This window comes from Shewanella sp. Isolate7 (genome assembly GCF_022398425.1).
In the GTDB taxonomy this organism is placed as follows: domain Bacteria; phylum Pseudomonadota; class Gammaproteobacteria; order Enterobacterales; family Shewanellaceae; genus Shewanella.
This window is the reverse complement of record NZ_JAKEVJ010000054.1, coordinates 1-26,097: the sequence shown is the minus strand read 5'-3', so window position 1 is coordinate 26,097 and position 26,097 is coordinate 1. Positions and strand designations below refer to the sequence as shown.

Here is a 26,097-nt window from a genome sequence, read left to right as displayed (position 1 = left end):
CTTATATATTATATTTTTGTAACAATTATAAGTTTATCGCGCTATGTCCCAACCCCGCCGTGCTGTTTGTCTGAAATGGGATCTTCTATGAGTTTTACCCAGGCGTTTCGCTTACTAGGCTTTTTGGTATTCATGATTGGCTTTACCACGCCAAGTTTGGCGGGCGATCTGGTACAGAGGGTCTTTAGCGCTCGCGACGGCCTCAACAATGCCACGGTAAACGACATTAGCTTCGATGAGTATGGTTACACCTGGCTCTCCACCGAGCAGGGCCTGTATCGCGTCAGCGATACTAAGGCGCGGCGCATCGACAAAGACGCCAACCATATTCGCCTCTCAGATGAGTATATCTATCTCGTCGAATCCCTGAGTAAACAGCACCTGCTGGTTAGCAGCTATGCCAATACCTACCTGTACGACATAGTTCAAGATGAGTTTGTCCAGTTGGGAAGTCGCGAGCTGTTTCCCAAGTTTAATCCCAGTGGGCTACAGGCAATCACCCGCCTGAAAGATGGCAGCTATGTGCTGCTCAGCTATGTCGGCGAGCTCTACCGTCTGGACTACCAGGCGATGTCGCTCGCCTTCATCAGTGCTCTGCCAAGCGATCCCGATATGCCCTGGTTTGTGTTGTCGCAATTTGGCGACTCCCAGCTGATTGTGGGTAAGACTTATGAGCTGCAACTTAGGGACAGCCTGGGAATGCTCAGGGGGATCTTCCCCTGGACAGAGGAGCAGGGCCAGATCAAGAGCCTGTTTGAAGACAGGGCGGGGCGTCTGTGGCTGGGCTCGAGCAATGGTTTATATCGCGTCTACCCCGACTCGTTAACCCTCGAGAAGGTGGAGCAGATCCCCTTCTATGTGACCCAGATGGCTCAGGATAAGCTGGGCTTTCTCTGGCTGTCTGGCCGTGAGGGGCTGATCAAGTGGCACCCCGACACCCTGGAGATAAAGCACTTTAGCAATGAACTGAAGCTGGCGGCCGATCTCGATTATATCTACGACCTGGCGGTGGACGACAATGACCTGGTCTGGGTGGGCGGTTCGGGCGATGGCCTAGCGATCGTCGCCGACGACGACCCCGATTTCGTGCTGGATAACTTCACCCGTAACGCCCCCTATGGGCTCAGCGACGAGATGGTGTGGAGCATCTTTGCCGATCAAAATAAGCTGTGGTTGGGCACAGACAAGGGGCTCATCGAGGTGGATCGTGATGCCAGGAAGAGTCAGACCTACCTGCCAGAGGAGATGGAGGTCAACGACAGCGTCTATGCGGTAAACGAGTTAGATAAACGGCATCTGCTGCTGGGTACCACCAATGGCCTGTTCACCTATGACCGCCAGGCGCACAAGACGCAGAGATTTGCCGAGATCACCGGCGGGCGCACCTCGCTCGAAAATAAGATGATTTACTTCAGTTACAAGGATCCTTTGATCGCCTCCCGCTGGTGGTTCGTTACTGCCACGGGCTTGTTCTACTGGGACAAGGGCAGTCTGGAGCCAACTCGTATGCAGGTCAAGGGGGTCGACGGCATCCTGCATCAGATCCCGCTGCGCTCCATCTATCGGGCGGACGACGGCAAGCTGTGGATCGGCGGCGAGAACCTGTTTGGTTATATCGATAGCAAGGGGCTCTTCTATTCCCGTATCGACCTGTTTGCCGACGAGAACATCTCTATCGATGTCAGCTATATCAAGGAGGTGGACTCTGGAGTGCTCTGGCTCGGCACCTCGCCCAAGGGGTTAGTGGAGTATCACCCCAAGACAGGGATGACCTATTTTCTTACCGACAACTGGCAGGTGGAGTGCAGCTCCGTCTACTTCATCGAGCAGCTTCCCGGTTATCGGGTGCTGGGCTGCGCCAACTCCCTGGTGCGGCAAGATCTCACCACGGGGGGGCTTACGGTCATCGAGAAGCAGGACGGGCTTATCAGTCATGAACTTAACGATGGCGCCGCCTTCTATCAGCCCGGTGCTGGCCTGTTTGTCGGCAGCCCAGACGGGGTCGCCCTAGTGGATGTGCCCCAGATGCGGAACCGCCTCGCAGAAGATGGCATCATGATGGAGTCTGTCTCGGTATTTTATGAGGACAACACGGAAACCAAGCTGGTGCCTGAGGCCGGCATGCTGATCGAGCCCGGTGCGCGCCTGATCAGCTTCCAGTTAACTAGCCTGGATTATCTGACCGATATTCCGTTTCAGTTACAGTACCGTTTGCGTCGTGGCAAGGGCTCTGAGCAGAGCAAGTATCTGCAGCTGATGGGCCAGTCGCAGGTTAACGTCTCAGGTCTCAAGCAAGGCCATTACACCTTAGACATTCTCAGTGAGAAAAACGGTGTCTGGTCGCAGACCCCCTATTCTTTCCGGTTCGTGGTCGAAGATTACTGGTGGAACTATGACTGGTTCAGGGGCTTATTGTTAATTTCGCTGTTGCTGGTGGGGCTCTACTTCCTACTACTGCGTCAGAAGCAGATCGGAGCCTTCAGACGGGTCAACAAGGCGCTCAAGGAGAGCGAGGACAGGTTGCGTCAATCGCTGCGGGGCAGTGATTCAGAGTTGTGGGAGTGGCACAGCGAGAGCGAAACCTTTCTGCTGGAAAACCGCGGACGCTACTTCCCTGACAAGGGCGATGCCTTCGAGCTCAAGATGGATGAGTTCCCCATCTATGCCGATGACCAGGACAAGGTGTTTACGGCCTGGAAGCGTCTGCTCTCTAAGCAGGATGACAGGTTGGATGTGGATTATCGTTACCGTCGCCCCGATGAGTCCTGGGGCTGGACCCGGGTGCGAGGACGCGCCCTTGAGTTCGATCCCATCAGCGGCAGGGTGAAGAAGGTTGCCGGTATCTACACGGATATCACGACCCAGCGCCGACTGGAGGATGACGTTAAACTCCTGGCGCAGGCCTTTGCCAACACCTCTGAAGGGGTGCTTATCTTAGATGCCGATGAGCGGGTGAGGGTCTCCAACAAGGCCGCCCAGAGCATCCTGGGGATGAGCGCCGATGAACTGATCGACAGATACTTTTCCCAGCTGGTTCATAGCAGCGAAGACAGGAGTGATGAGATCAGCATCCTGCTGGAACAGGGGATTACCTGGACCGGCGAGCATGAGTTTCAGTGTTCCGAGGGGCTAATCTGTCCCGTGTGGTTAAACCTGTCGACCATGAAAGATGACCGAGGGGCCATCAGCCATTATGTGGCGGTATTCTCCGATATCACAGAGCGCAAACAGACGGAGGCCGACCTGCGACGTCTGGCCAACTATGACGTGCTTACCGGCCTGCCGAACCGCTCCCTGTTCGCCTCGCGTCTGGCCAAGTGTATTCACCGTGCGGAGCAGACCCAGGACAAGCTGGCGCTGATCTTCCTCGATCTGGACCGTTTCAAGAACGTCAACGACTCCTACGGCCATAGCATGGGCGACGCCTTGCTGGTGGAAGCCGCCAGTCGCTTGCAATCTTGCGTGAGCGAGAGCCATACCCTCTGTCGCTTCGGTGGCGACGAGTTTGTGATCCTGATGCGTGACATGGTCGATATCGATGAGGTCAACCATCTGTGCGAGGCCTTGATCCGCCAGATAGAGAAACCTTTCGAGCTCTACGGCCGCGAGTTCTTTATCTCCACCAGTATTGGGGTGAGCCTGTGGCCGGATGATGCCAAGCAGCCCGAGGTGCTGATTAAGAACGCCGATCAGGCCATGTATCACGCCAAGGAAGAGGGGCGTGGCAACTTCCAGTACTTCTCGGCCGAGCGTAATGCCGAGGCGCTCTATCACCTCAAGCTGGAGGCGGAGCTGCGTAAGGCGATGGACAGGCAGGAGTTTGAGCTCTACTTCCAGCCGCAGATCGATATTCTCAAAGACGATAAGGTGGTCGGGATGGAGGCGTTACTGCGCTGGCATCATCCCAAGGAAGGCTACATCCGCCCCGATATCTTTATCAGGGTGGCCGAGTCTTGTGGCCTGATCATCGACATCGACCGCTGGGTGATCAAGCAGGCCTGTATTCAGGGGGCCAAGTGGGCCGAACATTTCGGCGATGAGTTAAAGCTGTCGGTTAACGTCTCTGCGGTGCACTTCAGGCAACCCGACTTTATTCAAGATGTACAACAGGCGCTCAAGGAGTCGGGCATGCCAGCCAAGATGCTGGGGCTGGAGATCACCGAAGGTGTCTTGATGAAAGAGCTGCATGTGGCCAAGGATCACCTTAAGGCACTGCGGGAGATCGGCATAGAGGTCGCTATCGATGACTTCGGCACCGGCTATTCGTCGCTCGCCTATCTACGCAGCTTCGATGTCAGCACGCTCAAGATTGACCGCTCCTTCCTTATCGATATCGCCAATAACGAGGCGGATCAGGCGATCGCCAGCAGTATCATAGAGCTGGCCCGTAACCTTAAGCTGAAGGTGGTGGCCGAAGGGGTTGAGACTCAGGAGCAGTTAGAACAGGTCTTTAGCCGCGGCTGTTACGTTATACAGGGCTACTACTTTGCCAAGCCGATGACTATCGATGAGTTCGAGAAATACCTCTACATCAAGTCACAATAACGGCTTCGTCATCGCGTCGATAGGGCAAACTTTCTTGTTTTTTTAAGATGTTTGCTAGAATATCTTGTCCCTCTATTCATAGGAAGATGAATCGCCGATGATCAAGCCTTTTCTACTCTCTTTGCTGCTGGCAAGCCTTACCTTTTCTGCCACGAGCGAGGAACGCCCTAAGATCGGTCTGGCACTCAGCGGGGGCGGCGCGAAAGGGGCGGCTCATATCGCCGTGCTTAAGGCCTTAGAGGCGGAACATATTCCCGTCGATTACATCGCCGGTACCAGTATTGGCGCCTATGTGGGCGGCATGTATGCCCTGGGCTATAGCGCCGAAGAGATCGAAGACATCATGATGGGTTCCAACTGGAACGCCGGCTATTCAGATACCATTCCCCGCGCGGCCTTAAGCTATCGTGGTAAGCAGCAGCGCGATAGATTCAATATCCCGCTCAACATCGGCTACAGCGATAGCCAAGTCAAAGTCCCTAATGGTGTGTTGCGTGGTCAGTCCATGTCGCTCTTGCTGCAGCACTCGACGGATCTGGTGCATAAGTTTGAACACTTCGACGACTTGCCTATTCCCTATCGCGCCGTGGCCACAGATCTCGAGACCAGTGGCGCCGTGGTGATCGACAGCGGCAGCCTGGTGGATGCGATGCAGGCGTCGGCCACAGTCCCTGGTGCGCTGCAGGCGGCGCAGTATAAGGGGCATATAGTGGTTGACGGCGGAATTGCCAACAATATGCCGGTGGATGTGGTTAAGGCCATGGGCGCCGACATCGTCATCGCCGTGGATATCGGCTCCTCTCTGGTTAAGCGGGACCAGCTAGAGAGTACGATCGCGGTATTGAACCAACTATCCACCATGCTGACCAATGCCAGTACCGAGCAGCAAAAGCGACTACTGACGACACAAGATATCTTGATCCGTCCAGAGGTTGGCGAGCTCAGCACCACAGATTTTTCCATCATGCCGGAGGCTTATCGCCTCGGCGAGGTGGCGGTTCAGGCCCAGATGACAAGGCTAAAACAGCTAGCCGTGACCAATGAGCAGTATGTTGCCTATCAGGCTCACAAAGACGCTGCCAGCGTGGGTTGGCTCTATAATCTGTCTCGCCCGGTGATCGAGCTCCGCTTCGACAACAACTCTAAGGTGAGCGAGAAACTCTTGGCGGAGACCTTAGGTATCGAGCCGGGTGAAGTGGTTGATAAGACCAAGCTGGAGCAGGGGATCAACAAAGTCTATGCGCTCGACAAATTTGAGCGGGTTAACGCCGAGTTTGTCGATACAGATGAGGGGCGGATACTGATCCTACAGACCCGGGCCAAGTCCTGGGGGCCGAATTATTTCCAACTTGGCTTTAGCTGGGAGGATGACTTCACCCTGGACTCTGTGGTGGCACTGGATGTGGCCTACACAATGACAGATCTGACTGCCTATGGTGGCGAGTGGCGCAACGAGCTACGCCTGGGTTATGAGAAGATGCTCGCCTCGGAGTTTTATCTGCCCATGGATTCCGATCAGCGCTATTTCTCCCGCGCGGAACTGGGCTATGAGAAGAAAGATTGGACCCTGTATGAAGAGAATAACCGCTTCTTGGAGCTCGAGCAGGTCAAGTATCGCGCCGAGTTGGGTATTGGCGTCAACTATATCAAGGAGGGTGTGGTAGAGCTGGGGGTGATGGGGGAGACCGGCTATCTCGATAATGCAGCCTTTGACGGGCGGGCAGATTTTAGCTCCTACGGCGCCTATCTCAAGTTTGGTTTCGATGACTTGGACAGCATCAGCTTCCCGACCTCGGGTAATCGCTTTACCCTGAACATGTACTACCGCCATGAGCAATCTCCCTACATCTTTGACGATGAACCATCGGAGAACTCCTTGCAGATCATGGCCGATTGGCGCGGCGCCCTGAGTGTGGGAAATCATGCCTTCGTGGGTATCGCCTCGCTGGCAACGGTGGACAAGGAGGAGGGCTTCAGCGTGAATGTCTCCGAACTAGGCGGCTTCCTCAACTTGTCTGGCTACCATAAGGATGCCTTGGTTGGGCCGCACAAGTTGTTCGGTGCCTTCGTCTATCAATACGACCTGGGCCGGGACATGTTGGGGATGACAGACTACCCTCTCTATCTGGGCGCTAGCCTCGAGGCGGGTAACGTCTGGTCGATCCGCGACAGCGTGAGCCTGAATGATCTCATCTATGGCGGCAGCCTCTATCTGGGCACGGATACCGCCATAGGCCCGGCGGCCATAGGTTACGGCTGGACAGACGATGGCGAAAATACCGTCTTCCTCTTCCTGGGTAAGAACTGGTAGGGCAGCTAAGGCGTCATACAAAGTTACAAAATCACCCTACAGTCCTTGGGGCTGGGGTGTTAGTGTGTCATTCGCAAAGGTCTGTGCAATCAGGCTATAAACAAGATAAAAGTAAGAACCGGGGAATTCGAGATGAAAAAAGTCAGTCATTTAGCATTGGCTGTGGCGTTGGGCTTGGGCCTGGGCGCCTGTGGTAGCCATGACACCACTCAGGTAGAGAGTGTACAAACGACAAAGGTGTCGGGCGTTGAGAAAGAAAACTTCGACCCTCAGGTGCGTCATCAGGATGACTTCTATTACAGCGTCAACGGTCACTGGTTGGCGACCACGCCTATCCCAGCTGACAAGTCTAACTATGGTGCCTTCTCCGTACTCTATGAGCAGAGCCAGAATGCCCTGAAGGAGATCATCGACGAAGTAGCGGCTAAGCCAAACAAGGCCGAAGGCTCAAGCGAGCAGAAAGTGGGCGACTTTTACGCCAGCTACATGAATACCGAGCTGGCCGAGCAGCTGGGCGTGACCCCAATCAAGGCGCCAATGGCGGAAATCCAGGGGCTTAAGAGCCACCAAGATGTCGCCAGCCAGATGGGTAAGCTGCTGGTTTCGGGTGTGCAGATGCCATTGGGCTTCTATGTGAATAACGACGCTAAGAAGTCGACTCAGTATGGTGTCTACTTCTATCAGTCTGGCCTGACATTGCCTGATCGCGACTATTACCTCAAAGATGATGCTAAGTTTGTTGCCAACCGCGCCGCGCTGCAACGCTATGTCACCGACCTGTTAGATAACGCCGGTTATGCCCACGCCAAGCGCGCCGCGAAAAACGTGGCCGAGATCGAGCACTTCCTGGCCGAGAGTCAATGGACGCGTACCCAGTCTCGTGACGCCAACAAGAGCTACAACAAGATGGATATCGCTGGCCTGCAGAAGACAGTCAGCAACTTCGACTATTCACAATTTGCCAACGGCGCCGACATGAACAAGGTGACCGAGGTGATCGTGCGTCAGCCCTCTTTCTTCGAGAAATTTGGCAAGCAATTTAATCAGTTTAGCGTCGAGCAGTGGCAGGACTACCTGATGTTCCACCTGGTGGACAGCTATGCCGAGCTGCTGAACAAGCAGATGGTCGATCTTCACTTTGCCTTCCACAGCAAGACCCTGATGGGTATCGAAGAGCAGAAGCCACGCTGGAAGAAGGCGGTTGATGCAGCGGATCAGGTGATCGGCGAGCTGGTAGGTAAAGAGTACGTCAAACGTCACTTCAAGCCAGAAGCCAAGGCGCGTATGGAGAAGATGATCCAGAACCTGATCAAGGGCTTCGAGGTGAGCATCAACGAGCTAGAGTGGATGACACCTGAGACTAAGGTTGCGGCGCAAGAGAAGCTGTCTAAGTTTAACTACAAGATCGGTTACCCTGACAAGTGGAAAGACTACACAGACCTGAGCATCAAGGCCGATGATCTGGTGGGTAACTACCAGCGTTACGCGCATTTCGAATACAAGACCATGTTGGACAAGCTAGGTATGCCTATCGACCGCACCGAGTGGCACATGACGCCGCAGACGGTTAACGCCTACTATAGCCCTGTGATGAACGAAATCGTTTTCCCTGCGGCCATCTTGCAGCCTCCATTCTTCAATATGGATGCCGATGATGCGATCAACTATGGCGGTATCGGCGCCGTGATCGGCCACGAGATCAGCCATGGTTTCGACGACCAAGGTGCCAAGTATGATGGTGACGGTAATCTGAGAGACTGGTGGTCAGACAAAGACAGAGAAGAGTTCAAGAAGCGTGGTGCTAAGCTCAGCGCGCAATACTCAGGCTTCGAAGCACTTCCGGGTAAGTTTGTTAATGGTGACCTCACCCTGGGTGAGAACATTGGCGACCTGGGTGGCCTGACCGTGGCGGCACGCTCTTACAAGTTGAGCCTTGACGGCAAAGAGGCGCCAGTGATCGATGGCCTGACCGGCGAGCAGCGTCTGTTTATCGGCTGGTCGCAGGTGTGGCGTCGTAACTATCGCGACGAAGAGCTGGGACGTCGTCTGCTGACCGACCCACATTCACCAAGCCACTTCCGCGCCATGGGCACGCCGCGTAACATTCCAGCCTTCTACGAGGCGTTCGATGTGAAGGCGGGCGACAAGATGTATCTGAGCGAAGAAGACCGCGTCAAGATCTGGTAGGCCTAGGTTCGCTTTCAAAGCAGCTTAAAGCAACAAAGCCCATCTTAGGATGGGCTTTTTACTGTCTGAAACCTGTGATACCAATCGTAATAAACAATTGATCATTCTAGCTTGTTAAAACGCTCGATAACTGTATTAGTATTTTTAATTATAGAATAACTACTTATCTAAAAATCCTGCTTTGCTCTCAAGCGTTTTTCCTGCGCTATTTCTGATCACATGTTTACTGTGCATGTTTACTGTGATTGGTATGAATTATCGGGCGAGATAGTCCGCCAGTTCGTCGAGACTGCCCAGCTGCTGGTGGGCGGCGGCCCATCTGGCCAGGCTCGCCTCATGGGACGCGGGGATCACCACTGTATGCATGTTGGCGGCCCTGGCGGCGATCAAGCCGTTGAAGGAATCTTCCACCGCCAGGCACTGTGAGGGCGAGACATTCAGGGCCTTGGCACAGTTGAGGTACACCTCTGGGTGTGGCTTGCCCAGAGACAGCGCCTCGGCGCTTTCGATGGCATCGAATAACTCAGCGATGGCCAGCTTTTGCATCACGGCATCGATTAATTCCTGAGGCGATGAGGTGGCCAGGCCTATCTTGATGCCGCGCTGCTGGCAGGCCTCAAGCGCCCTATGGACGCCTGGCATCGCCGCGCCACTGCGTAGGATCTCGCTTGCGACCTGCTGCACTATGGCATCTGATGTCGCCTGATTATCATAGTCTGCCCAGGGATGGCGCTCATACCAGTAGGCCACGACCTGATCGATACGCAGTCCTGTGGTTTGCTCGGTATTGCTGAGACTGATGGGGAGGCCAAGCTGGCTCAGCACCTTGTACTCTGCGGCCTGCCAACTCGGCTCTGAGTCGATAAGTACGCCATCCATATCGAAGATGACGGCCGATAAATGCATTTGGCTCATGATGTAGGCCCTTACTGGTTCATTTTGGCGAAGGAAGTGGAATATTATGCGAATTCTTCGAGTATTTACGAGTGAGATACGAAAATTTTTAAGATTATTTTCCCGCGAAAGCCACTAATTCCATCGTTTGGAATGAATTTAGGATAACTCTTTAATTGTTTTTATAACAATAGGTTATCTAGGTATTCAAACTATTGTCTAATTTCATTTGTTTCAGGGCTAGGCTAATTTGCTGGGCACCCTAGGAAATCCCGGTAATTTCTCACTTCTAAGAGTGTGATCTGATTCATACTTTTGCAAAGCTGTAGTATAATGCGGCCGGAAATACGGGTTGAGCCTGCTTGACTGTGAGCTTCAGAATTGAAGACGTGCAGTTTCGCTGTTAGAACGCCAAACAAAGAGGAATGTTGCCGTGCTAGAAGCATATCGTAAACACGTCGCAGAACGTGCTGCAGAGGGCGTAGTCCCTAAGCCACTAGATGCCCATCAAGTGGCCGAATTAATCGAATTAGTGAAGAATCCACCTGCGGGTGAAGAGGCATTTATCCTCGACCTGCTCGAAAACAGAATTCCACCAGGTGTTGACGAAGCGGCCTATGTGAAAGCCGGCTTCCTCGATGCGGTTGCCAAAGGCGAGGCAACGTCTCCTATCCTGTCATCGGCACGTGCCGTTGAGCTACTGGGTACCATGCAGGGCGGTTACAACATCGAGCCGCTGATTGCTCAACTCGACGATGATGCCCAGGCCCCATTGGCGGTTAAGGCACTATCAAACACCCTGCTGATGTTCGATGCCTACCACGATGTGGTTGAGAAGATGCAGGCGGGCAACGCCCACGCTAAGCAAGTGGTTGAGTCTTGGGCGAACGCCGAGTGGTTCCTCAGCCGTCCTAAGCTGGCCGACAAGGTTACCCTGACCGTATTCAAGGTGACGGGTGAAACCAACACAGACGATCTGTCACCTGCACCGGATGCCTGGTCTCGTCCAGATATCCCACTGCACGCCCTGGCGATGCTGAAAAACGCGCGTGATGGCATAGTGCCAGACGAAGCGGGCGTAAAAGGCCCAATCAATGAGATCGAATCTCTGAAAGAGAAGGGTCATCCACTGGTTTACGTGGGCGACGTTGTGGGTACAGGTTCTTCACGTAAGTCTGCGACCAACTCAGTGCTGTGGTTCATGGGCGACGACATCCCATACGTGCCTAACAAGCGCGCCGGTGGTTTCTGCCTGGGTGGCAAGATCGCGCCTATCTTCTTCAACACCATGGAAGATGCCGGTGCCCTGCCAATCGAGCTGGACGTGAGCAAGATGAACATGGGCGATGTGATCGACATCTACCCATACGAAGGTGTGGTTAAGCTACACGGCACCGACGAAGTGATCTCTGAGTTCAAGCTTAAGACAGACGTGCTGCTGGACGAAGTCCGTGCCGGCGGTCGTATTCCGCTGATCATCGGTCGTGGCCTGACTGACCGCGCTCGCGAGACCTTAGGTCTGCCAGCCTCTGACGTATTCGTACGTCCACAAGATGTGGCCGATTCTGGCAAGGGTTACACCCTGGCGCAGAAGATGGTGGGTAAGGCATGCGGCGTAACCGGTGTGCGTCCTGGCCAATACTGCGAGCCTAAGATGACCTCTGTGGGTTCACAAGACACCACGGGTCCTATGACTCGTGACGAGTTGAAAGACTTGGCATGTCTTGGCTTCAGTGCCGACCTGACCATGCAGTCATTCTGTCACACAGCCGCTTATCCTAAGCCTGTGGACGTGAACACTCACCACACACTACCTGACTTCATCATGAACCGTGGCGGTGTGTCGCTACGTCCGGGTGATGGTGTGATCCACTCATGGCTGAACCGTATGCTGCTGCCTGATACCGTAGGTACAGGTGGTGACTCGCATACTCGTTTCCCAATCGGTATCTCTTTCCCTGCGGGTTCTGGCCTGGTGGCCTTCGCCGCCGCGACCGGTGTTATGCCGCTGGATATGCCTGAATCTGTACTGGTTCGCTTCAAGGGCGAGATGCAGCCTGGTATCACACTGCGTGACCTGGTACATGCTATCCCACACAAGGCGATCGAAATGGGTCTGCTGACCGTTGAGAAGAAGGGCAAGATCAACGCCTTCTCTGGTCGTATCCTGGAGATCGAAGGTCTAGAGAAGCTGAAGGTTGAGCAGGCATTCGAACTGTCTGACGCATCAGCCGAGCGTAGTGCCGCCGGTTGTACCATCAAGCTGGACAAAGAGCCTATCATCGAATACCTCAACTCTAACATAGTGATGTTGAAGTGGATGATTGCCGAAGGTTACGGTGACCGTCGTACCATCGAGCGTCGTATCGCTGCGATGGAAGAGTGGCTGGCGAATCCAGAGCTGATGGAAGCCGATGCTGACGCAGAATACGCCGAAGTGATCGAGATCGATCTGAACGAGATCAAAGAGCCTATCCTGTGTGCGCCTAACGATCCAGATGATGCCGTTCTCCTGTCTCAGGTGAAAGACACCCAGATCGACGAGGTGTTCGTAGGTTCTTGTATGACTAACATCGGCCACTTCCGTGCAACCGGTAAGATGCTGGACAAGTTTGCCAAGACGCTGCCAACCCGTCTGTGGATCGCTCCACCAACTAAGATGGACCGTGATCAGCTGACAGAAGAAGGTTACTACGCCATCTTCGGTCGCGTCGGTGCGCGCATCGAGATCCCAGGTTGTTCTCTGTGTATGGGTAACCAGGCTCGTGTTGCCGAGGGCGCGACGGTTGTGTCGACCTCTACCCGTAACTTCCCGAACCGTCTGGGTACTGGCGCTAACGTCTACCTGGCATCTGCCGAGCTGGCCGCGGTTGCCGCACTGCTGGGTCGTCTGCCAAGCGTTGAAGAGTATCAGGAGTACGCCAAAGAGATCGATGCGACAGCAGCCGATACTTACCGTTACCTGAACTTCGACCAGATCGATTCATACACACAAAAAGCGGCCGAAGTGATCTTCCAGTCTGCCGTGTAATCAAGATTGATGATGTAAAAAGGCCAGCTGATTAGCTGGCCTTTTTTATGTCTGCTCTTAGGGAAGGTGCGAATAAGTCCCGTGCTTGCTCTGCGTGTGCTTAAAGTGGATAGATGCAAGGCACAGTTTGCAGCGAATGGCCCTAGTCCTTCGCAAGAACTGTAACGCAGCAAATACTGCTGTAAGCCTCGCCCTGCGGGGCTTTGATAGCAACACCATTTCGGCGTTATTCAACTTCAGCAGGCCTCGGCATGCCCTCAGTTGAATGCCTTGAACTGTCGCTGCTATCAAAGCCAGAGCTGTGCGACGACTTGTTCGCCCCTTCCTTAGGTGAGATTCACATAAGCATCAGGACTGATACTGCTATTAGGAGTACTTGCTGTGCAGCACTTCAAGCAGCTGATCTTCCAGCTGGAAACGTGTCTCCATGGCATCGCCGAGAGAGGAGAGATCTTTGTCCAGCTGATAGAGGATCTTGTCGTCGCTGGCGCTGGTGTATTTGTCGTTGAAGTCCAGGGCGAGATCCGTCGTCTCGCTGATCTTAGGGACTATGGTCTGCGCCAATGCCTGGCTGGATTCGCCATTCTTCTCACAGGCGGTGACCACGCGGTCATAGACCTCGAAGTGCCCCTCGGACACATAATCGACAAGAAGATCACAGAACTCTTTGACCGCTTTGAAGGCGGGAAGTGATTTGTCTATCGTCTCGTAGGGCGGCAGCCCGGCAATTTGGCAATAGTTAATCAGCAGCTTACGACGGTGATTCAGCCATTGATCAATCAGTGTATTGGAGCCACCCCATTTCTGTTCGGCCCGTTCCAATTGCTTTAGCATAATGGTCCCCATCGCATTGTTCTTCTATGACTTCTAATGTAGGTGAGAACCACCGCTTTGATCAACCATTTTTTAGTCTATCCTGGCGATCTTTCAGCTGGTCGAATCTGCTTGTTTTGTATACAAAATGACGTGGGAGTGGCCGGTGAGAGAGGCAGAAATAAAATGCCCAGCGATAGAAATCTATCGCTGGGCGAGTAAAGTTTTGCGGGCTCGATGCGACGAGCTTCTTGATTGTTCTTGCTAGCGCAGACTTTTTATACCAAAGGCAAAGAGGGGGTGCAACTTTTTTCTAACGAATTGCGGGGTGAGGCGGGCAATTTGCGGCCCAGGCCAAACCCTGAGAGAGGGGAAGCGGGGGTAAAAAAATAATCAAGCGGCGTTTGTCACATAAATGTGCTGATGGAGGTTACTTTACTCGCGTAAATGCTAAACTACTGTCCCAGCGAAAATCAATAAGCGTAGGAATAGAGCCTTATGGCAGAACTAAAAAATGATCGTTATTTACGTGCCTTACTAAAACAGCCTGTTGATGTGACTCCTGTGTGGATGATGCGTCAGGCGGGTCGTTACCTTCCTGAATACAAAGCAACCCGCGCACAAGCCGGTGACTTCATGTCTCTGTGCCGCAATGCCGAGTTGGCGTGTGAAGTGACGTTGCAACCGCTTCGTCGTTACGATCTCGATGCTGCGATCTTATTCTCTGATATTTTGACCGTGCCAGATGCCATGGGCCTGGGTCTCTATTTCGAAACCGGTGAGGGTCCTCGTTTCGAGCGTCCAACCGATACCCTTGATGCCATCAAGAAGCTGGCCGTACCGGATCCAGAAGATGAGCTCGGCTATGTGATGAACGCGGTTAGCACCATTCGCCGCGAGCTGAAAGGCGAAGTGCCGCTGATCGGTTTCTCTGGTTCACCTTGGACACTGGCGACCTACATGGTCGAGGGCGGTTCGAGCAAGACCTTCGAAAAGATCAAGAAGATGGCCTACGCCGAACCTGCGGCGCTGCACATGCTGCTAGACAAGCTGGCCGACTCGGTAACCCTGTACCTGAACGCTCAGGTGGCAAACGGTGCTCAGTCGCTGATGATTTTCGATTCATGGGGTGGTGCGCTGTCTCATACCGCTTATCGCGAGTTCTCGCTGCGTTACATGCAGAAGATCGTCGATGGTCTGACGCGTCATGCCGACGGTCGTCAGGTGCCAGTCACCCTGTTCACTAAGGGTGGCGGACTATGGCTAGAGGCGATGGCCGAGACTGGCTGTGATGCACTGGGTCTGGACTGGACCGTGGATATCGCCGATGCGCGTCGCCGCGTGGGTCACAAGGTTGCCCTGCAGGGTAACATGGATCCTTCTATGCTTTACGCCTCACCAGAGCGCATCCACGAAGAGGTGCGTCAGATCCTGGCCGGTTACGGCGAAGGTTCTGGTCACGTATTCAACCTGGGCCATGGTATTCACCAGCATGTGGATCCAGAGCATGCGGGCGCCTTCATCAAGTCAGTACACGAACTGTCGGCGCAATACCACAAGTAAGTGGCAATGACATGTTAAAGCTAGCCAGTCGGGGCAACTCGACTGGCTATTTTTTTGTCTTAATGGTTAATACCAATCGTAATAAATAATTAATCATTCTAGCTTGTTAAAACGCTCGATAACTGTATTAGTATTTTTAATTGTAGAATAACTACTTATCTAAAAATCCTGCTTTGTTCTCAAGCGTTTTTCCTGCGCTATTTCTGATCACATATTTACTGTGATTGGTATTACTTCAAGCTAGTCAGATAGTAAGCGATCTGTAGCAACTCGTCATAAGACTTAATCGCGCCTGTCTCGACACGGTACTTACCGTTTACCACCAGGGCAGGTACGCCAGACAGCTTGGCATTCTCGGTCGCACGCTTCATCTGCGCCATCTGTGCGCTCACCATGAAAGAGTTGGCGGCGGCATCGAAATCTTTGCCATCCACGCCATTGGCGATAAACAGCTGACGGATATCGTCGCGGCTAACGAAACGTTGCTTCTTGTCGTGGATAGCGGCAAACAGCGCATGCTCCATCTTGTCTTCAACCTTCAGCTGGTGAGCCACGGCGAAGGCACGAGACATCTCTGGGCCCATTTCACGACCGATAAATTCAACATGGTTCTGCTTAAACACCACGCCTTCTGGCAGGTTAGCCTTGATCTTAGGCACCTGTGTCTTGGCAAAGTTGTAGCAATGTGGGCAGTAGAAAGAGAAAAACTCGGCGATCTCTGGCTTAGCCGTAGCCGGGCCATCGTTGATCACTGTGTAATGAACTCCCTCTTTGTAATCGGCGGCCAGTGCCGCCATAGGGGCAACTAAGAGTGCCAGTGCTACCAATAACGCTTTTTTCATTATGTTTCCTTCCCAGTGCCTAAGCACCACTATGACAAATAGATTGACCATACCTTAAAGTGGTTTGGAGTCCACCTCAAGCGGATAAGTTCATTTTTCTGTTACAAATTACAGCCAGGTTTACCGGGCTAATAGGGGATCAGAGTGAGCGGCGGCTCGTTCAACTTGGCCAGCTGCTCCTTGAACGCCAAGATCTGCTGCTCCCAATATTTCTCCTCGCCATACCAGGGGAAATGCATCGGAAAAGCCGGATCCTGCCAGCGCCGACTCAGCCAGGCGTTGTAATGCAACATACGCATCGCCCGCAACGACTCGATCAGGTGCAGCTGACGATTGTCGAAGTCGCAGAACTCCTCATAGGCCTCCAGCAACACCTCCAGCTGCAGGGTCTGCTGCGAACGCTCACCCGACAACATCATCCAGATATCCTGCACCGCAGGTCCCATCTTGGCGTCATCCAAATCGACAAAGCCTGGGCCGTCTGGGGTCCATAGGATGTTGCTGGGGTGCAGATCTCCATGCAGGCGCATCGCCTCGCAGGGGTAGTGATGCCAAATGGCTTTGGCCTTCTCCAGCACCTGCTCCACTATGGTGAAGTAGGCGGTCTCCAGGCTAGGCGGCACATGACCCGAGCCCTTGAGCCAGTCGAGAGACTCGTCACCCAACAGCTTAGGGGTCAGTGTCTGACGATGCTTAAAGGGACGCCGCTTGGCCAACTGATGAATGCGGCCGATGAAATGCCCCACCTCCTCGAGCTGCTCCAGGTTATCCACCTCGAAGGCACGCCCTCCCATGGAGGGAAACAGCGCGAAGCGATAACCCTGATACTCCTGCAATGAGCGCCCCTCGATGATCACTGGCGCCGCCACGGGGATCTCCTCCTCCACCAGCTCGGCGCAGAAGTCGTGCTCCTCCTGGATCTGCTCGTTGCTCCAACGCTCGGGGCGATAGAACTTCACCACATAGCGCTTACCCAGATCGCAGCGAAACTGATAGACGCGGTTCTCATAGCTGTTGAGCGCCAAAAGACCTGTCTCTGGGTAGATGCCCATAGATTCGATGGCATCCAGGATGAGATCCGGCGTCAACGCCTGAAAATGAAACCCTGCCCCTTGCATCGACGTTGTCATAGTTGTGACTCCAATAGGCTGGCCAGATAGACGAGCACCTCGACCTCATCGTCGCGCTCCACCGACAGCCAGCAGACATCACCGTAAAACTCATAATTCAGCTGCAACAGGCTGCCCTCGAACTCCAGCAGCCACTGATGCCTATCGGCGCCCCAGTGACGCTCGATCACCCGGCAATCCAAGGCCTTAACCAAAGCCTCGGCAAAAGGATCGAAACGGTCAAAATCGACATCGGCCAGGATAGAGAGGCTCTTGGCCTGGGACTCGACCTTGATGGCGCTGATCTTCAACTCTTGGTTCATAACTTACTCAGGGAACTCCCTGCCTCTTAAAACTGATTCTTCTAAAACCAAACGCGGCGGTCTCAGGCGGCTAACTGCTACAGGACATGATAAGTCCCTGGCCCCACTCGGGTGGTCGCTTGGCGTAGGCTTCCTTATCCGGCTGCTCGTCGAAGGGACGTGTCAGCAGCTGGTGTAGATCGGCCAGCGGCTGGGTATTGCCCTCTTCACAGGCGACAATCGCCTCCTGAGCCAAATAGTTACGCAGCACATACTTAGGGTTTACTCTTGCCCTCGCCGCTTGCCAGTGTGCCACATCTGTCACCTGGCCCAGACGCTCGCGATAGGCCTGACACCAGGTATCGAAGCCCGCCAGGTCGATAAAGTCATCCCTTAAGGACGAGTGTTGGCTATTCGGGTCCAGCTGGGCGAAACGGCGCCAGGTGTTGGTATGATCCAAGCGGTTCGCCTCCATCAGCTGAGTAAAGCCACCAATCAGCTGTAGGTCGGCCTCATCCTGTTCACTGCTTGCCGACTCAGAGAGATTGATGCCCAGCTTATCGCGCATCAACACCAGATAGGCCTGCACCAGATGATGCTGATAGGTATTCAGGGCGGCAATCAGATCATCGGAGGCGATGATAGGGACTAAAGCCTGAGCCAGGCGCTGCAGGTTCCACAGGCCGACGCCCGGCTGCTGGCCGAAGGCGTAACGCCCATTTGGATCCGAATGGTTACAGATGAAGTCCTCCTCGAAGGTATCGAGAAAGGCGAAGGGACCGAAGTCGAAGCTGTCACCCAGGATGGACATGTTGTCTGTGTTCATCACCCCATGGGCGAAGCCGACGGCCTGCCAGTGAGCGATCAACTTGGCGGTATCGGCCACCACCCGGTTAAACCAGGCAATATAACCCTCCTGATCGCGGCTCAGCTCTGGATAGTGTTGGCTCAGGGTGAAGTCGACCAGCTGCTTGAGCTTATCCTTGCTGCCTTGTTCGCTATGGCAGAAGAACTCGAAATGACCGAAACGGATATGGCTCCTCGCCAGACGCACGGTAATGGCCGCCGTCTCCTGAGTCTCTCGCCACACGGGCAGGTCGGAGCCTATCACCGCCAGGGCGCGCGTGGTGGGAATATTGAGATGATGCAGCGCCTCTGAGATCAAAAATTCGCGCACCGCACTGCGCATCACGGCGCGGCCATCGCCATGGCGGGAGTAAGGCGTCATGCCGGCGCCCTTGAGTGCCACATCCCAGTAACCCTGCGGCCCCTCGGCCTCACCCAGTATGATGGAGCGACCGTCGCCAAGCTGGGGCGAGTAGCCGCCAAACTGATGACCACTGTAGACCTGAGCATAATAACTGGCGCCCGGAATCGCCTGATTGCCCGCCAGCCCCTGGAGCAAGTCTTCATTTGGCTGCTCGAGACCGATCAGCCTGGCGGCATCTTCGCTCCAGGCCAGCCACTGCGGGCGCGGTAGCCCTTGCGGGTTCACCTGAGAATAAAACCCGCTTAGCTGCTCGAAATAGTCTTGCTTAAACTTCATTGGCTCACTCTTATGCTTTACAGGCTCACCCGAGTTTCCAGGCGTTGACACTTAAGTTCGCCCGCTTCATTTCGCTGGCAACGCTCGCCACAGAGATAGCTGCCGCTCCCCGTCTGACTCAGCTTCACCATACCGGCGCCCTTGGCCAGACACTGCTCCAGCTCCTGATAATAGCCGGAAATATGCTGATCCAGCTCTCCCTGATGCTGTAACGCCTCGGCGGCGCCCGGCTCGACATCAGGATAATAGAAGAGTGTCCATTGTGGCACCTGGGTACAAGCCGTCATAGTTAATAGTAACGCCGCGAATGCCATCATGCTGCGCATTTTGATCTCCTGTTACCTCAGATTATCCAATCTAAACGAACGCGATTATGGTCTATAGACCAGAGACATAAATGTTCCGGACATAGCGCCATTTTCTTTCCATCCCTGGGGCACTTACCAGTCATCCTACGGATGGGGCATAAATGTTCCAGACATAACGCCATTTTCTTTCCATCCCTGGGCAAATGGCATAAATGTTCCAGACATAAAAAAGGCGACACTCAGTTCGCCTCTTTAGTATTGTTTGATTAGTTTACACGGCTAATCGCCGAAGTGCAGTAGATTACTGCCTAGGACTGCGCCTTGGCCTTGGCCTTCTCGATACGGGTGATACGCCCCTCGAAGCCGGTGACTGTACCGTCGCTGAGACCATAGCCTATGGCCGCCTGACAAGTCTTGATCGCACCATCGAAGTCACCACAGTCGTTGAGCAGGGTGGCCAACTGCATGAAGCCAACCCCCTTTTCCTTGGTAGGTTCAGGTAGGGCCGCAAACAGCGACTGATAATAAGGCGACAATGCCGCGCCATATTCACGGTAATCTTCCTGCTTGCGCTGCTTGTAACACTCGGCAATCGCCTGCAGCAGGGCCACATGCTTACCCTCTGCCTCAGGCTCGGCGCGATACTGGGCCAAGGAAGCCGTCAGCTTGTCATTGGCCCAGGACTCGTCGGTCACCGCCAGCATCTTGAAGGCAGGCTCTGGCTCTGGCTCTGGCTCTGGCTCTGGCTCTGGCTCTGGCTCTGGCTCTGGCTCTGGCTCTGGCTCTGCAGCAGCCTGTTCGGGGGCTTTCTCCGCCTCAACCACTTCGACCGGCTTAGTCTCTTCAGCAGCCTCAACCACTTCGACCGGTTCTTCGACAGCCTCAACGGCTTCTGCCTTCTCTACCGGCTCAGCAGGCTCGACATGCTCAAAGGTGACACCTTCGTCGGCTGGCGTCGAGACCACCTTCTCCGCTTCCTGGCTCGGCACATCCACGGCTTCGCCCGATACTACCTTCTCAACCGGTTTCTGGGTTGCTTGTTTCTCTTCCTGTGCCAGTCGCTGCGCTCGTTTGTACAGGTAAACGCCCACCGCTACCAGCAAAATAATGGCTATATATTTCATTATCATCCACCGTTGATTAATCGCGCCCAGTATCAGGCAGTTTCATATCGCAAATATGTCTAGATATTAACCGATATTATTAGTCGATTCTCTTGCTATAAATCAAATATTTATACCTCTTTTTCGCTCGGGTATCAAAAACAGCCGGTAAAATCATGCTTAGGGGGCAAAAATCCCCCTTTCCTTGCTCATATCCCTAGGTCAAACATGGCGGGCACTAAATAGCATTTTGTGCGCATCTTCATAGTTTCACGCCTTGCTTTTGTGTTCCGGCTTCCCTCGGGCTAGGCTAGTTATAACCTAGTAAATGAGTCGGATATATCATGAGCCAAGAGATCCTAAGTGGTAAGCTGCTGCGAGAGTTCAAGACGATCGCCGCCATGGTACATATCTATTGCAAGGACCACTGCCCAGCCAAGGGCGATGTGCCCAACTGCCCAGAGTGCAGCGAGTTTCTTGAATATGCCCACACTAGGTTAGATCGCTGCCCCTATGGCCAGGACAAGCCCACCTGCAACAAGTGCCCTGTGCATTGCTATAAGCCTGAGCCAAAGGCCAAGGCGAGAGAGATCATGATCTATTCTGGCCCGCGCATGTTGCTGCCTCACCCCATCATGGCAATTCGCCACCTGTGGGCCGAACGCGGCCCAGTGCCGGGTAAGCCACCCGCGGCGGCGTCCAACCGCCATCTACGCCTAGCCAAAGAGAAACAGTCAACCTAAGTGATAAAGAAACGCCCCGGATAAATGACGGTGATAATGCCCTATATCACTTCAAATTAACCCGTTATTTCCAAGGTGAGATCAGTGCCGTAACTCATAGAGGAATTTCACGTTGAAATCCCACTTCAGGCTTGCTTCACGCGCCATTTTGGGTCAACAATGAGGCTATGGATACGCACTCTCACGGCTTGTTATTCGAAGGATACTGGTGGCTCTCCTTGCTGGGTGGCCTGCACTGTATCGGCCTCGGGCTTTACCTCAGATATCTCTACCGTGACCGCAACGACAATCACAAGCTGCTAGGCGCCATCTTCAGCCTGCTGGCGCTCTATTTTCTTACCGGCCTGCTCAACAAAGACAACTCCCCGCTGCCGCTGCAACAGCTGTTTATCCTGCTGATTCCGGCCTATTTCCTGATGATGCCTATGCTCTATCTCTACTGCTACCGCAGCCTGCACGACATCAAGGGGGCGGTCGGCCTGTCGCGGCACTTTGCGCCGGCTATCATCTTGGTACTCTTGATTGGTCTCAGCGTGCTGCTCAGCAGCGAGATGCGCCGGCTACTGGCAACCAGTAGCTTCGCCCAGTTTAACCATGTCACCCTGCTGGGCACCCTGCTGCCCCTGCTATTGGTGCTGCAGACCGGCCTCTATTTCTATGCCATCTTGCGCCTGCTGCGCCGCTTCAAGGGACGGGTACACCGCGCCCATCAAGACAGCCTCAAGGATATCAAGTTCAGGTGGCTGCTGGCCCTGACGCTGGCCATGTTGACCAACTGGCTGGTACGCATGGCCTTAGTCATCATGCCCTACCTGCTGGGCGACAAGGTCAGCCTGGCGGCTCAGGCGAGTACCCGGCTGTTTATGCTCCTCAGCCTCTACCTGCTGGCGCTTTATGGCCTCAAACAGATCACCATGTCGGCCTATCTCAGGGGCCGCCTCTCCCCAGACCTACAAGCCCAAGCTCATCCAAACAGCAGCCGTCAGCTGCTGAGCGCCGAAGAACTCAATTATCTGCAACAACTGATGCATTCCGACAAAAAATAATTAACCCAATTTATACCAGGGCGGTTTTGCGTTAATGTATCCGAGCTTAAACACCTCAATTAACAAGAAATACTCAAGCAATCACTAGAGAAGGGATCAAGATGGGAAGGGGATATCAACTCACCGTATTGGCTGCGTTCTGTGCAGGCGCCATGGGACTAAGCGGCAACCTATTGGCCGCCGAGCGTACTCACCAGATCACCACGGATGACTTTTTCACCATAGGCAACATGGGCAATGTCCAGCTCAGCCCAGATGGTAAACACGCACTCTGGCTGGAGTCCCGCTGGGAAAAGGAGCTGGACAAGGCGCAGAAAGATCTCTGGCTTATCGACACCAAGTCACGCAAGACCAACCGCCTGACTTTCACCAACGAGAGCGAATCCAGCCCTCAGTGGAGCCCGGACGGCAGCGCCATCTACTACCTGGTCAAGCAGAGCCGTGAAGACAACAAGGCACCCTACAACGGCAAGCCGCAGGTGTTCAGAATCGCCCTTGGCAGCACAGAGGCCGTGCCTGTCACCAAAGAGGCCGAAGGGGTAAAAGCGTTTCAGCTCAGCCAAGACGGCAAGAGCCTCTACTTCCTCGCCAACAAGAGCACCACAGACAAAGATATCTGGGCCAAGGTCCGCACCAAGCATGGCGCACCTAAGTATGGCCACGGCAAGGTTACCACCAACCCGCTCTACAAGTTAGATCTCGAGCACTACCAACAGAGCCTGCTGCTGGACGATGACAAGGTGGTATGGCACTTCAGCGTCAACCAGGACGCCAGCCAGATCGCCCGTATCACCACCCAGGACAACGAACTGGTCAACCTCGAAGGCTGGTCGAACATAGAGGTGTACAACACCCAGTCACAACAGAACAAGGTGCTGGAAGACAGCGCCTGGCGCGAGCAGGCGCCCTCACCTTACGGCTGGCTACTGGGCCTGGCTTGGCATGAAGACAACCAACGCCTGGCGTTTCGCATCGACTTCGACGGCCACCCAGGCAAGCTGTTTGTGGTTAAGCCTGGGGATGACAAGGCCAAGCCAATCCAGGTGAAGGCTGAGGGCGATGTCACCTTCAACTCAAGCGACATCCATTGGCGTCCGGGCAGCGACGAACTCTGTTATCGCGGCTACGACCATGCCAGGGTCAAACTCTTCTGTAGCGAGATAGATAGCCGGGCACAAGGCGACACACGCACTGTGCTGGCGGGCGATCTGGTCATGGGCAGCTACAGCTTCAGCCACAACGGCAAGAAGCTGGCCTTCAGCCACAACGGCCTGGATCATTTCAGCGATCTCTTCATCGCCGATGCCGCCAGCAAGAAGGCCAAATACAAGCGGTTGACCAACATCAACCCGCAGACAGACAGCTGGATCCTGCCAGAGATCTCTGTGGTGAAATGGACCGCGCCCGACGGCAGCCAGGTCGAGGGGATCCTAGATCTTCCCGCAGGCTATAAGAAGAGCGATGGCCCGCTGCCGCTGATCGTACAGATCCACGGCGGCCCCACCTCGGCCACCCCCTATGCGCTGCAACACAGATCCTACGGCCGCTCGACCTTCACCGCCAACGGCTGGGCGCTGCTGTCGCCTAACTACCGCGGCTCAACCGGCTATGGCGACAAGTTCCTCACGGATCTGGTGGGCCAGGAGCATGAGATCGAGGTGGCCGACATCATGGCCGGCGTCGATCACTTGATCGCCCAGGGCATCGCCGACGGTGACAAGATGGCGGTAATGGGCTGGAGTAACGGTGGCTACCTCACCAACGCCCTCATCAGCACCACCAACCGCTTCAAGGCCGCAAGTTCAGGCGCCGGCGTGTTCGACCAGCGTCTGCAATGGATGCTAGAGGACACCCCAGGCCATGTGATCAACTTCATGCAGGGCCTGCCCTGGGAGAAGCCAGAGGCCTATACCCATGGCTCGTCGCTGACCCACGCCGACAAGATCAAGACACCGACCCTGATCCACATAGGTGAAAACGATCAGCGTGTGCCCCTGGGTCATGCCCAAGGCCTCTACCGCGCCCTCAAGCACTACCTGAATGTGCCGGTCGAGCTAGTGGTCTATCCGGATGAAGGCCATGGTCTAAGCAAATACCAGCACAGACAGGCCAAGATGGATTGGGACAAGTTGTGGTTCGAGCACTATGTGCTGGGCAAAAACCAGGACGAAGCCAAATAAACTGAACCCGAGCTGACACCAGACGAAAAAGCGCCAATATTGGCGCTTTTTTATGCAAAATTAATTTTCATCCCACTTCAGGAGGACTATGCTAGAACCATCCAAATCAATGGAGGTCATCATGAAAAAGTATCTGTCTACCTTAATTCTAAGCTGTTGTGTTGCATTGGGATTATTGACGTCTCCCATGACACTCGCCGCCGACAGCTATAGCGAAACCATCGCCAACTTCAAGAAAGCCCCCGACACCCAGAAGTTCTTCAACTCTGCCTATGGCTACGCCGTCTTCCCCACCGTCGGCAAGGGCGGTATCGGCATAGGTGCCGCCTACGGTAAGGGGCGGGTCTACAAGGGCGGTGTGCATACCGGCGACTCCAGCCTGTCTCAACTCTCCATCGGCTTTCAGCTCGGCGGACAAGCCTATAGCGAGATCATCTTCTTCAAGGATGCCAAATCCTATCAAGAATTTACCAGCGGCAGCTTCGAGTTTGGCGCCACCGCCTCGGCCGTCGCCATCAATGTCGGCGCCAACGCCCAGGTGGGCACCACGGGTAACTCGGCGGGCGCAGGCAAGTCCGGCAGCAACAAGGCCGCCAGCGCCGCCTACATCAACGGCATGGCGATCTTCACCGCCGCCAAAGGTGGCCTGATGTATGAGGCCGCACTGGCAGGGCAATCTTTTACCTTCGAACCCAAATAGTCGGCATCTGGTAGGGAGTCAGATGGCTCCCTCCTTTCTTCTTTCCCATCTCAGGGTGATTTTCGATAATCGGCTTGGTAATGGAGATTATTCTGCGCTTTTCGGAGTGAAGCGTCGACCTGCTTAGGGGTTTATAAGGGGGATTTGAAACCATAGCTTCGTGGTGAACTTATTGCCTGCCGCAGGTGCGGCACTAGAGTATCTAGCTACATTTCAGCGAAAGGCTTATTAACTGAGCATCAAACTTATTTTGATATTTGGAAGGTTAACTTTGAACCATGGCTTCATGGTGTATCAATTGCCTGCCGCAGGTGCAGCGCATGGATGCGCCAATGTCGTGATTACAGGAATGTAAAGGAACGACCTTTTGTGCAAGCACGCTTTTGGCACGCCGAGATTCCGTCCCTGGAGGCTTCACGGCGGCGTCCTTGCCGCCGAGAGCCAAAAGCGTGCTTACACTGGTATCTATCGTCTCTTCGATTTGACCGATTTTGATCCTCACCGGACAATCAAAAGCAGAAGCTCATTTGGATAAAGGCCCGTTAGGCTTACCGCGCAAAAATTTGGCTTTCGAATAAAAATTTCTCTGGGATAACGCCTTGCTAAGGAGCTGCCCAAGCGAAGCGCTGAGGAATCCCCTGATAACTTTGAGATAAATCATGAAATTAGAGTGAACTTACACCTTGGAATGTGATCTGATTAAGCGCAAACAAAAAACAATCACGGACTTCCAAGGTGCAAGCATTAACTATCTTACATCAATCCCTCTATCAACATTGCCCAGAAATTCACCAAAAGCGTCTAAATACCCTCATGGTTGCCTGCCGGGCTCTCATTGATTCAGACCGTCTTACATTGACCGCTTTAGGTCGTC

At 54.1% G+C, this 26,097-nt stretch carries 17 protein-coding genes and 1 pseudogene; 10 read left to right on the top strand and 8 right to left on the bottom strand.

All coding sequences use genetic code 11. From position 1 onward, the window contains the following. The first annotated feature begins 87 nt into the window (after positions 1-87). The 3 genes from L1D47_RS14145 to L1D47_RS14135 all read left to right on the top strand — a co-directional run bounded on the left by L1D47_RS14145 (position 88) and on the right by L1D47_RS14135 (position 9,043). On the top strand, positions 88-4,545 hold the full coding sequence (locus tag L1D47_RS14145; protein WP_239885714.1) for an EAL domain-containing protein: 4,458 nt from the start codon (positions 88-90) through the stop codon (positions 4,543-4,545). A gap of 97 nt (positions 4,546-4,642) precedes the next feature. After that, positions 4,643-6,856 carry a patatin-like phospholipase family protein gene (locus tag L1D47_RS14140; protein ID WP_239885712.1) on the top strand — a complete coding sequence of 738 codons (2,214 nt, stop codon included), beginning with the start codon at positions 4,643-4,645 and terminating at the stop codon, positions 6,854-6,856. Between the two features lie 132 nt (positions 6,857-6,988). Continuing rightward, the gene (locus L1D47_RS14135; RefSeq protein WP_239885710.1) at positions 6,989-9,043 is read left to right on the top strand and encodes a M13-type metalloendopeptidase; all 2,055 of its coding nucleotides are present in this window, start codon (positions 6,989-6,991) and stop codon (positions 9,041-9,043) included. 255 nt (positions 9,044-9,298) lie between these two features. Here L1D47_RS14135 and hxpB read toward each other — a convergent pair whose 3' ends face one another. After that, positions 9,299-9,958 carry a hexitol phosphatase HxpB gene (hxpB, locus tag L1D47_RS14130; protein WP_239885708.1) on the bottom strand — a complete coding sequence of 220 codons (660 nt, stop codon included), beginning with the start codon at positions 9,956-9,958 and terminating at the stop codon, positions 9,299-9,301. A gap of 412 nt (positions 9,959-10,370) precedes the next feature. On the opposite strand from hxpB, the gene acnB reads away from it, so the two are divergent. Next, positions 10,371-12,968, top strand: coding sequence for a bifunctional aconitate hydratase 2/2-methylisocitrate dehydratase (gene acnB, locus L1D47_RS14125; protein WP_239885706.1), 2,598 nt, complete (start codon positions 10,371-10,373; stop codon positions 12,966-12,968). A gap of 366 nt (positions 12,969-13,334) precedes the next feature. Here the strand turns inward: acnB and rsd are convergent, their stop codons facing one another. Beyond that, the gene (gene rsd, locus L1D47_RS14120) at positions 13,335-13,802 is read right to left on the bottom strand and encodes a sigma D regulator (RefSeq protein WP_239885704.1); all 468 of its coding nucleotides are present in this window, start codon (positions 13,800-13,802) and stop codon (positions 13,335-13,337) included. A 477-nt stretch (positions 13,803-14,279) separates the two neighbouring features. Here rsd and hemE point away from each other — a divergent pair, with 477 nt between their 5' ends. Continuing rightward, a complete protein-coding gene (hemE, locus tag L1D47_RS14115) occupies positions 14,280-15,344 on the top strand; it encodes a uroporphyrinogen decarboxylase (RefSeq protein WP_041509832.1) in 1,065 nt (354 codons plus the stop codon). 230 nt (positions 15,345-15,574) lie between these two features. Here hemE and L1D47_RS14110 read toward each other — a convergent pair whose 3' ends face one another. From L1D47_RS14110 to L1D47_RS14085, 6 genes are all read right to left on the bottom strand, one after another. Next, positions 15,575-16,186: a thiol:disulfide interchange protein DsbA/DsbL gene (locus tag L1D47_RS14110; RefSeq protein WP_041511812.1), complete on the bottom strand. Its 612-nt coding sequence runs from the start codon at positions 16,184-16,186 to the stop codon at positions 15,575-15,577. Between the two features lie 128 nt (positions 16,187-16,314). Beyond that, the gene (locus L1D47_RS14105; protein ID WP_275661461.1) at positions 16,315-17,316 is read right to left on the bottom strand and encodes a serine/threonine protein kinase; all 1,002 of its coding nucleotides are present in this window, start codon (positions 17,314-17,316) and stop codon (positions 16,315-16,317) included. Then, on the bottom strand, positions 17,313-17,618 hold the full coding sequence (locus L1D47_RS14100; RefSeq protein ID WP_239885702.1) for a DUF3630 family protein: 306 nt from the start codon (positions 17,616-17,618) through the stop codon (positions 17,313-17,315). Before L1D47_RS14100 ends, L1D47_RS14105 begins: the two co-directional genes overlap by 4 nt. A gap of 70 nt (positions 17,619-17,688) precedes the next feature. Continuing rightward, on the bottom strand, positions 17,689-19,143 hold the full coding sequence (locus L1D47_RS14095) for a protein adenylyltransferase SelO (protein ID WP_239885700.1): 1,455 nt from the start codon (positions 19,141-19,143) through the stop codon (positions 17,689-17,691). Positions 19,144-19,160: 17 nt separating this feature from the next. After that, positions 19,161-19,469 carry a hypothetical protein gene (locus L1D47_RS14090; RefSeq protein ID WP_239885698.1) on the bottom strand — a complete coding sequence of 103 codons (309 nt, stop codon included), beginning with the start codon at positions 19,467-19,469 and terminating at the stop codon, positions 19,161-19,163. Between the two features lie 290 nt (positions 19,470-19,759). Then, entirely contained in the window at positions 19,760-20,575 is an 816-nt protein-coding gene (locus L1D47_RS14085) for a hypothetical protein (RefSeq protein ID WP_239885697.1), read from the bottom strand. 320 nt (positions 20,576-20,895) lie between these two features. Between L1D47_RS14085 and L1D47_RS14080 the strand changes: the two genes are divergently transcribed. The 5 genes and pseudogenes from L1D47_RS14080 to L1D47_RS14060 form a co-directional block, all read left to right on the top strand. Further along, positions 20,896-21,297: a nitrous oxide-stimulated promoter family protein gene (locus L1D47_RS14080; RefSeq protein WP_239885716.1), complete on the top strand. Its 402-nt coding sequence runs from the start codon at positions 20,896-20,898 to the stop codon at positions 21,295-21,297. Positions 21,298-21,464: 167 nt separating this feature from the next. Then, on the top strand, positions 21,465-22,343 hold the full coding sequence (locus tag L1D47_RS14075) for a hypothetical protein (RefSeq protein WP_239885695.1): 879 nt from the start codon (positions 21,465-21,467) through the stop codon (positions 22,341-22,343). 101 nt (positions 22,344-22,444) lie between these two features. After that, positions 22,445-24,523 (top strand): S9 family peptidase, encoded by a 2,079-nt coding sequence (locus tag L1D47_RS14070; RefSeq protein WP_239885693.1) that lies wholly within the window; start codon positions 22,445-22,447, stop codon positions 24,521-24,523. Between the two features lie 121 nt (positions 24,524-24,644). Then, complete coding sequence (locus tag L1D47_RS14065; RefSeq protein ID WP_239885691.1) at positions 24,645-25,223, top strand: lipid-binding SYLF domain-containing protein; 579 nt, start codon at positions 24,645-24,647, stop codon at positions 25,221-25,223. Between the two features lie 735 nt (positions 25,224-25,958). After that, positions 25,959-26,097: pseudogene (locus L1D47_RS14060) on the top strand (IS4 family transposase); the annotation flags it as partial.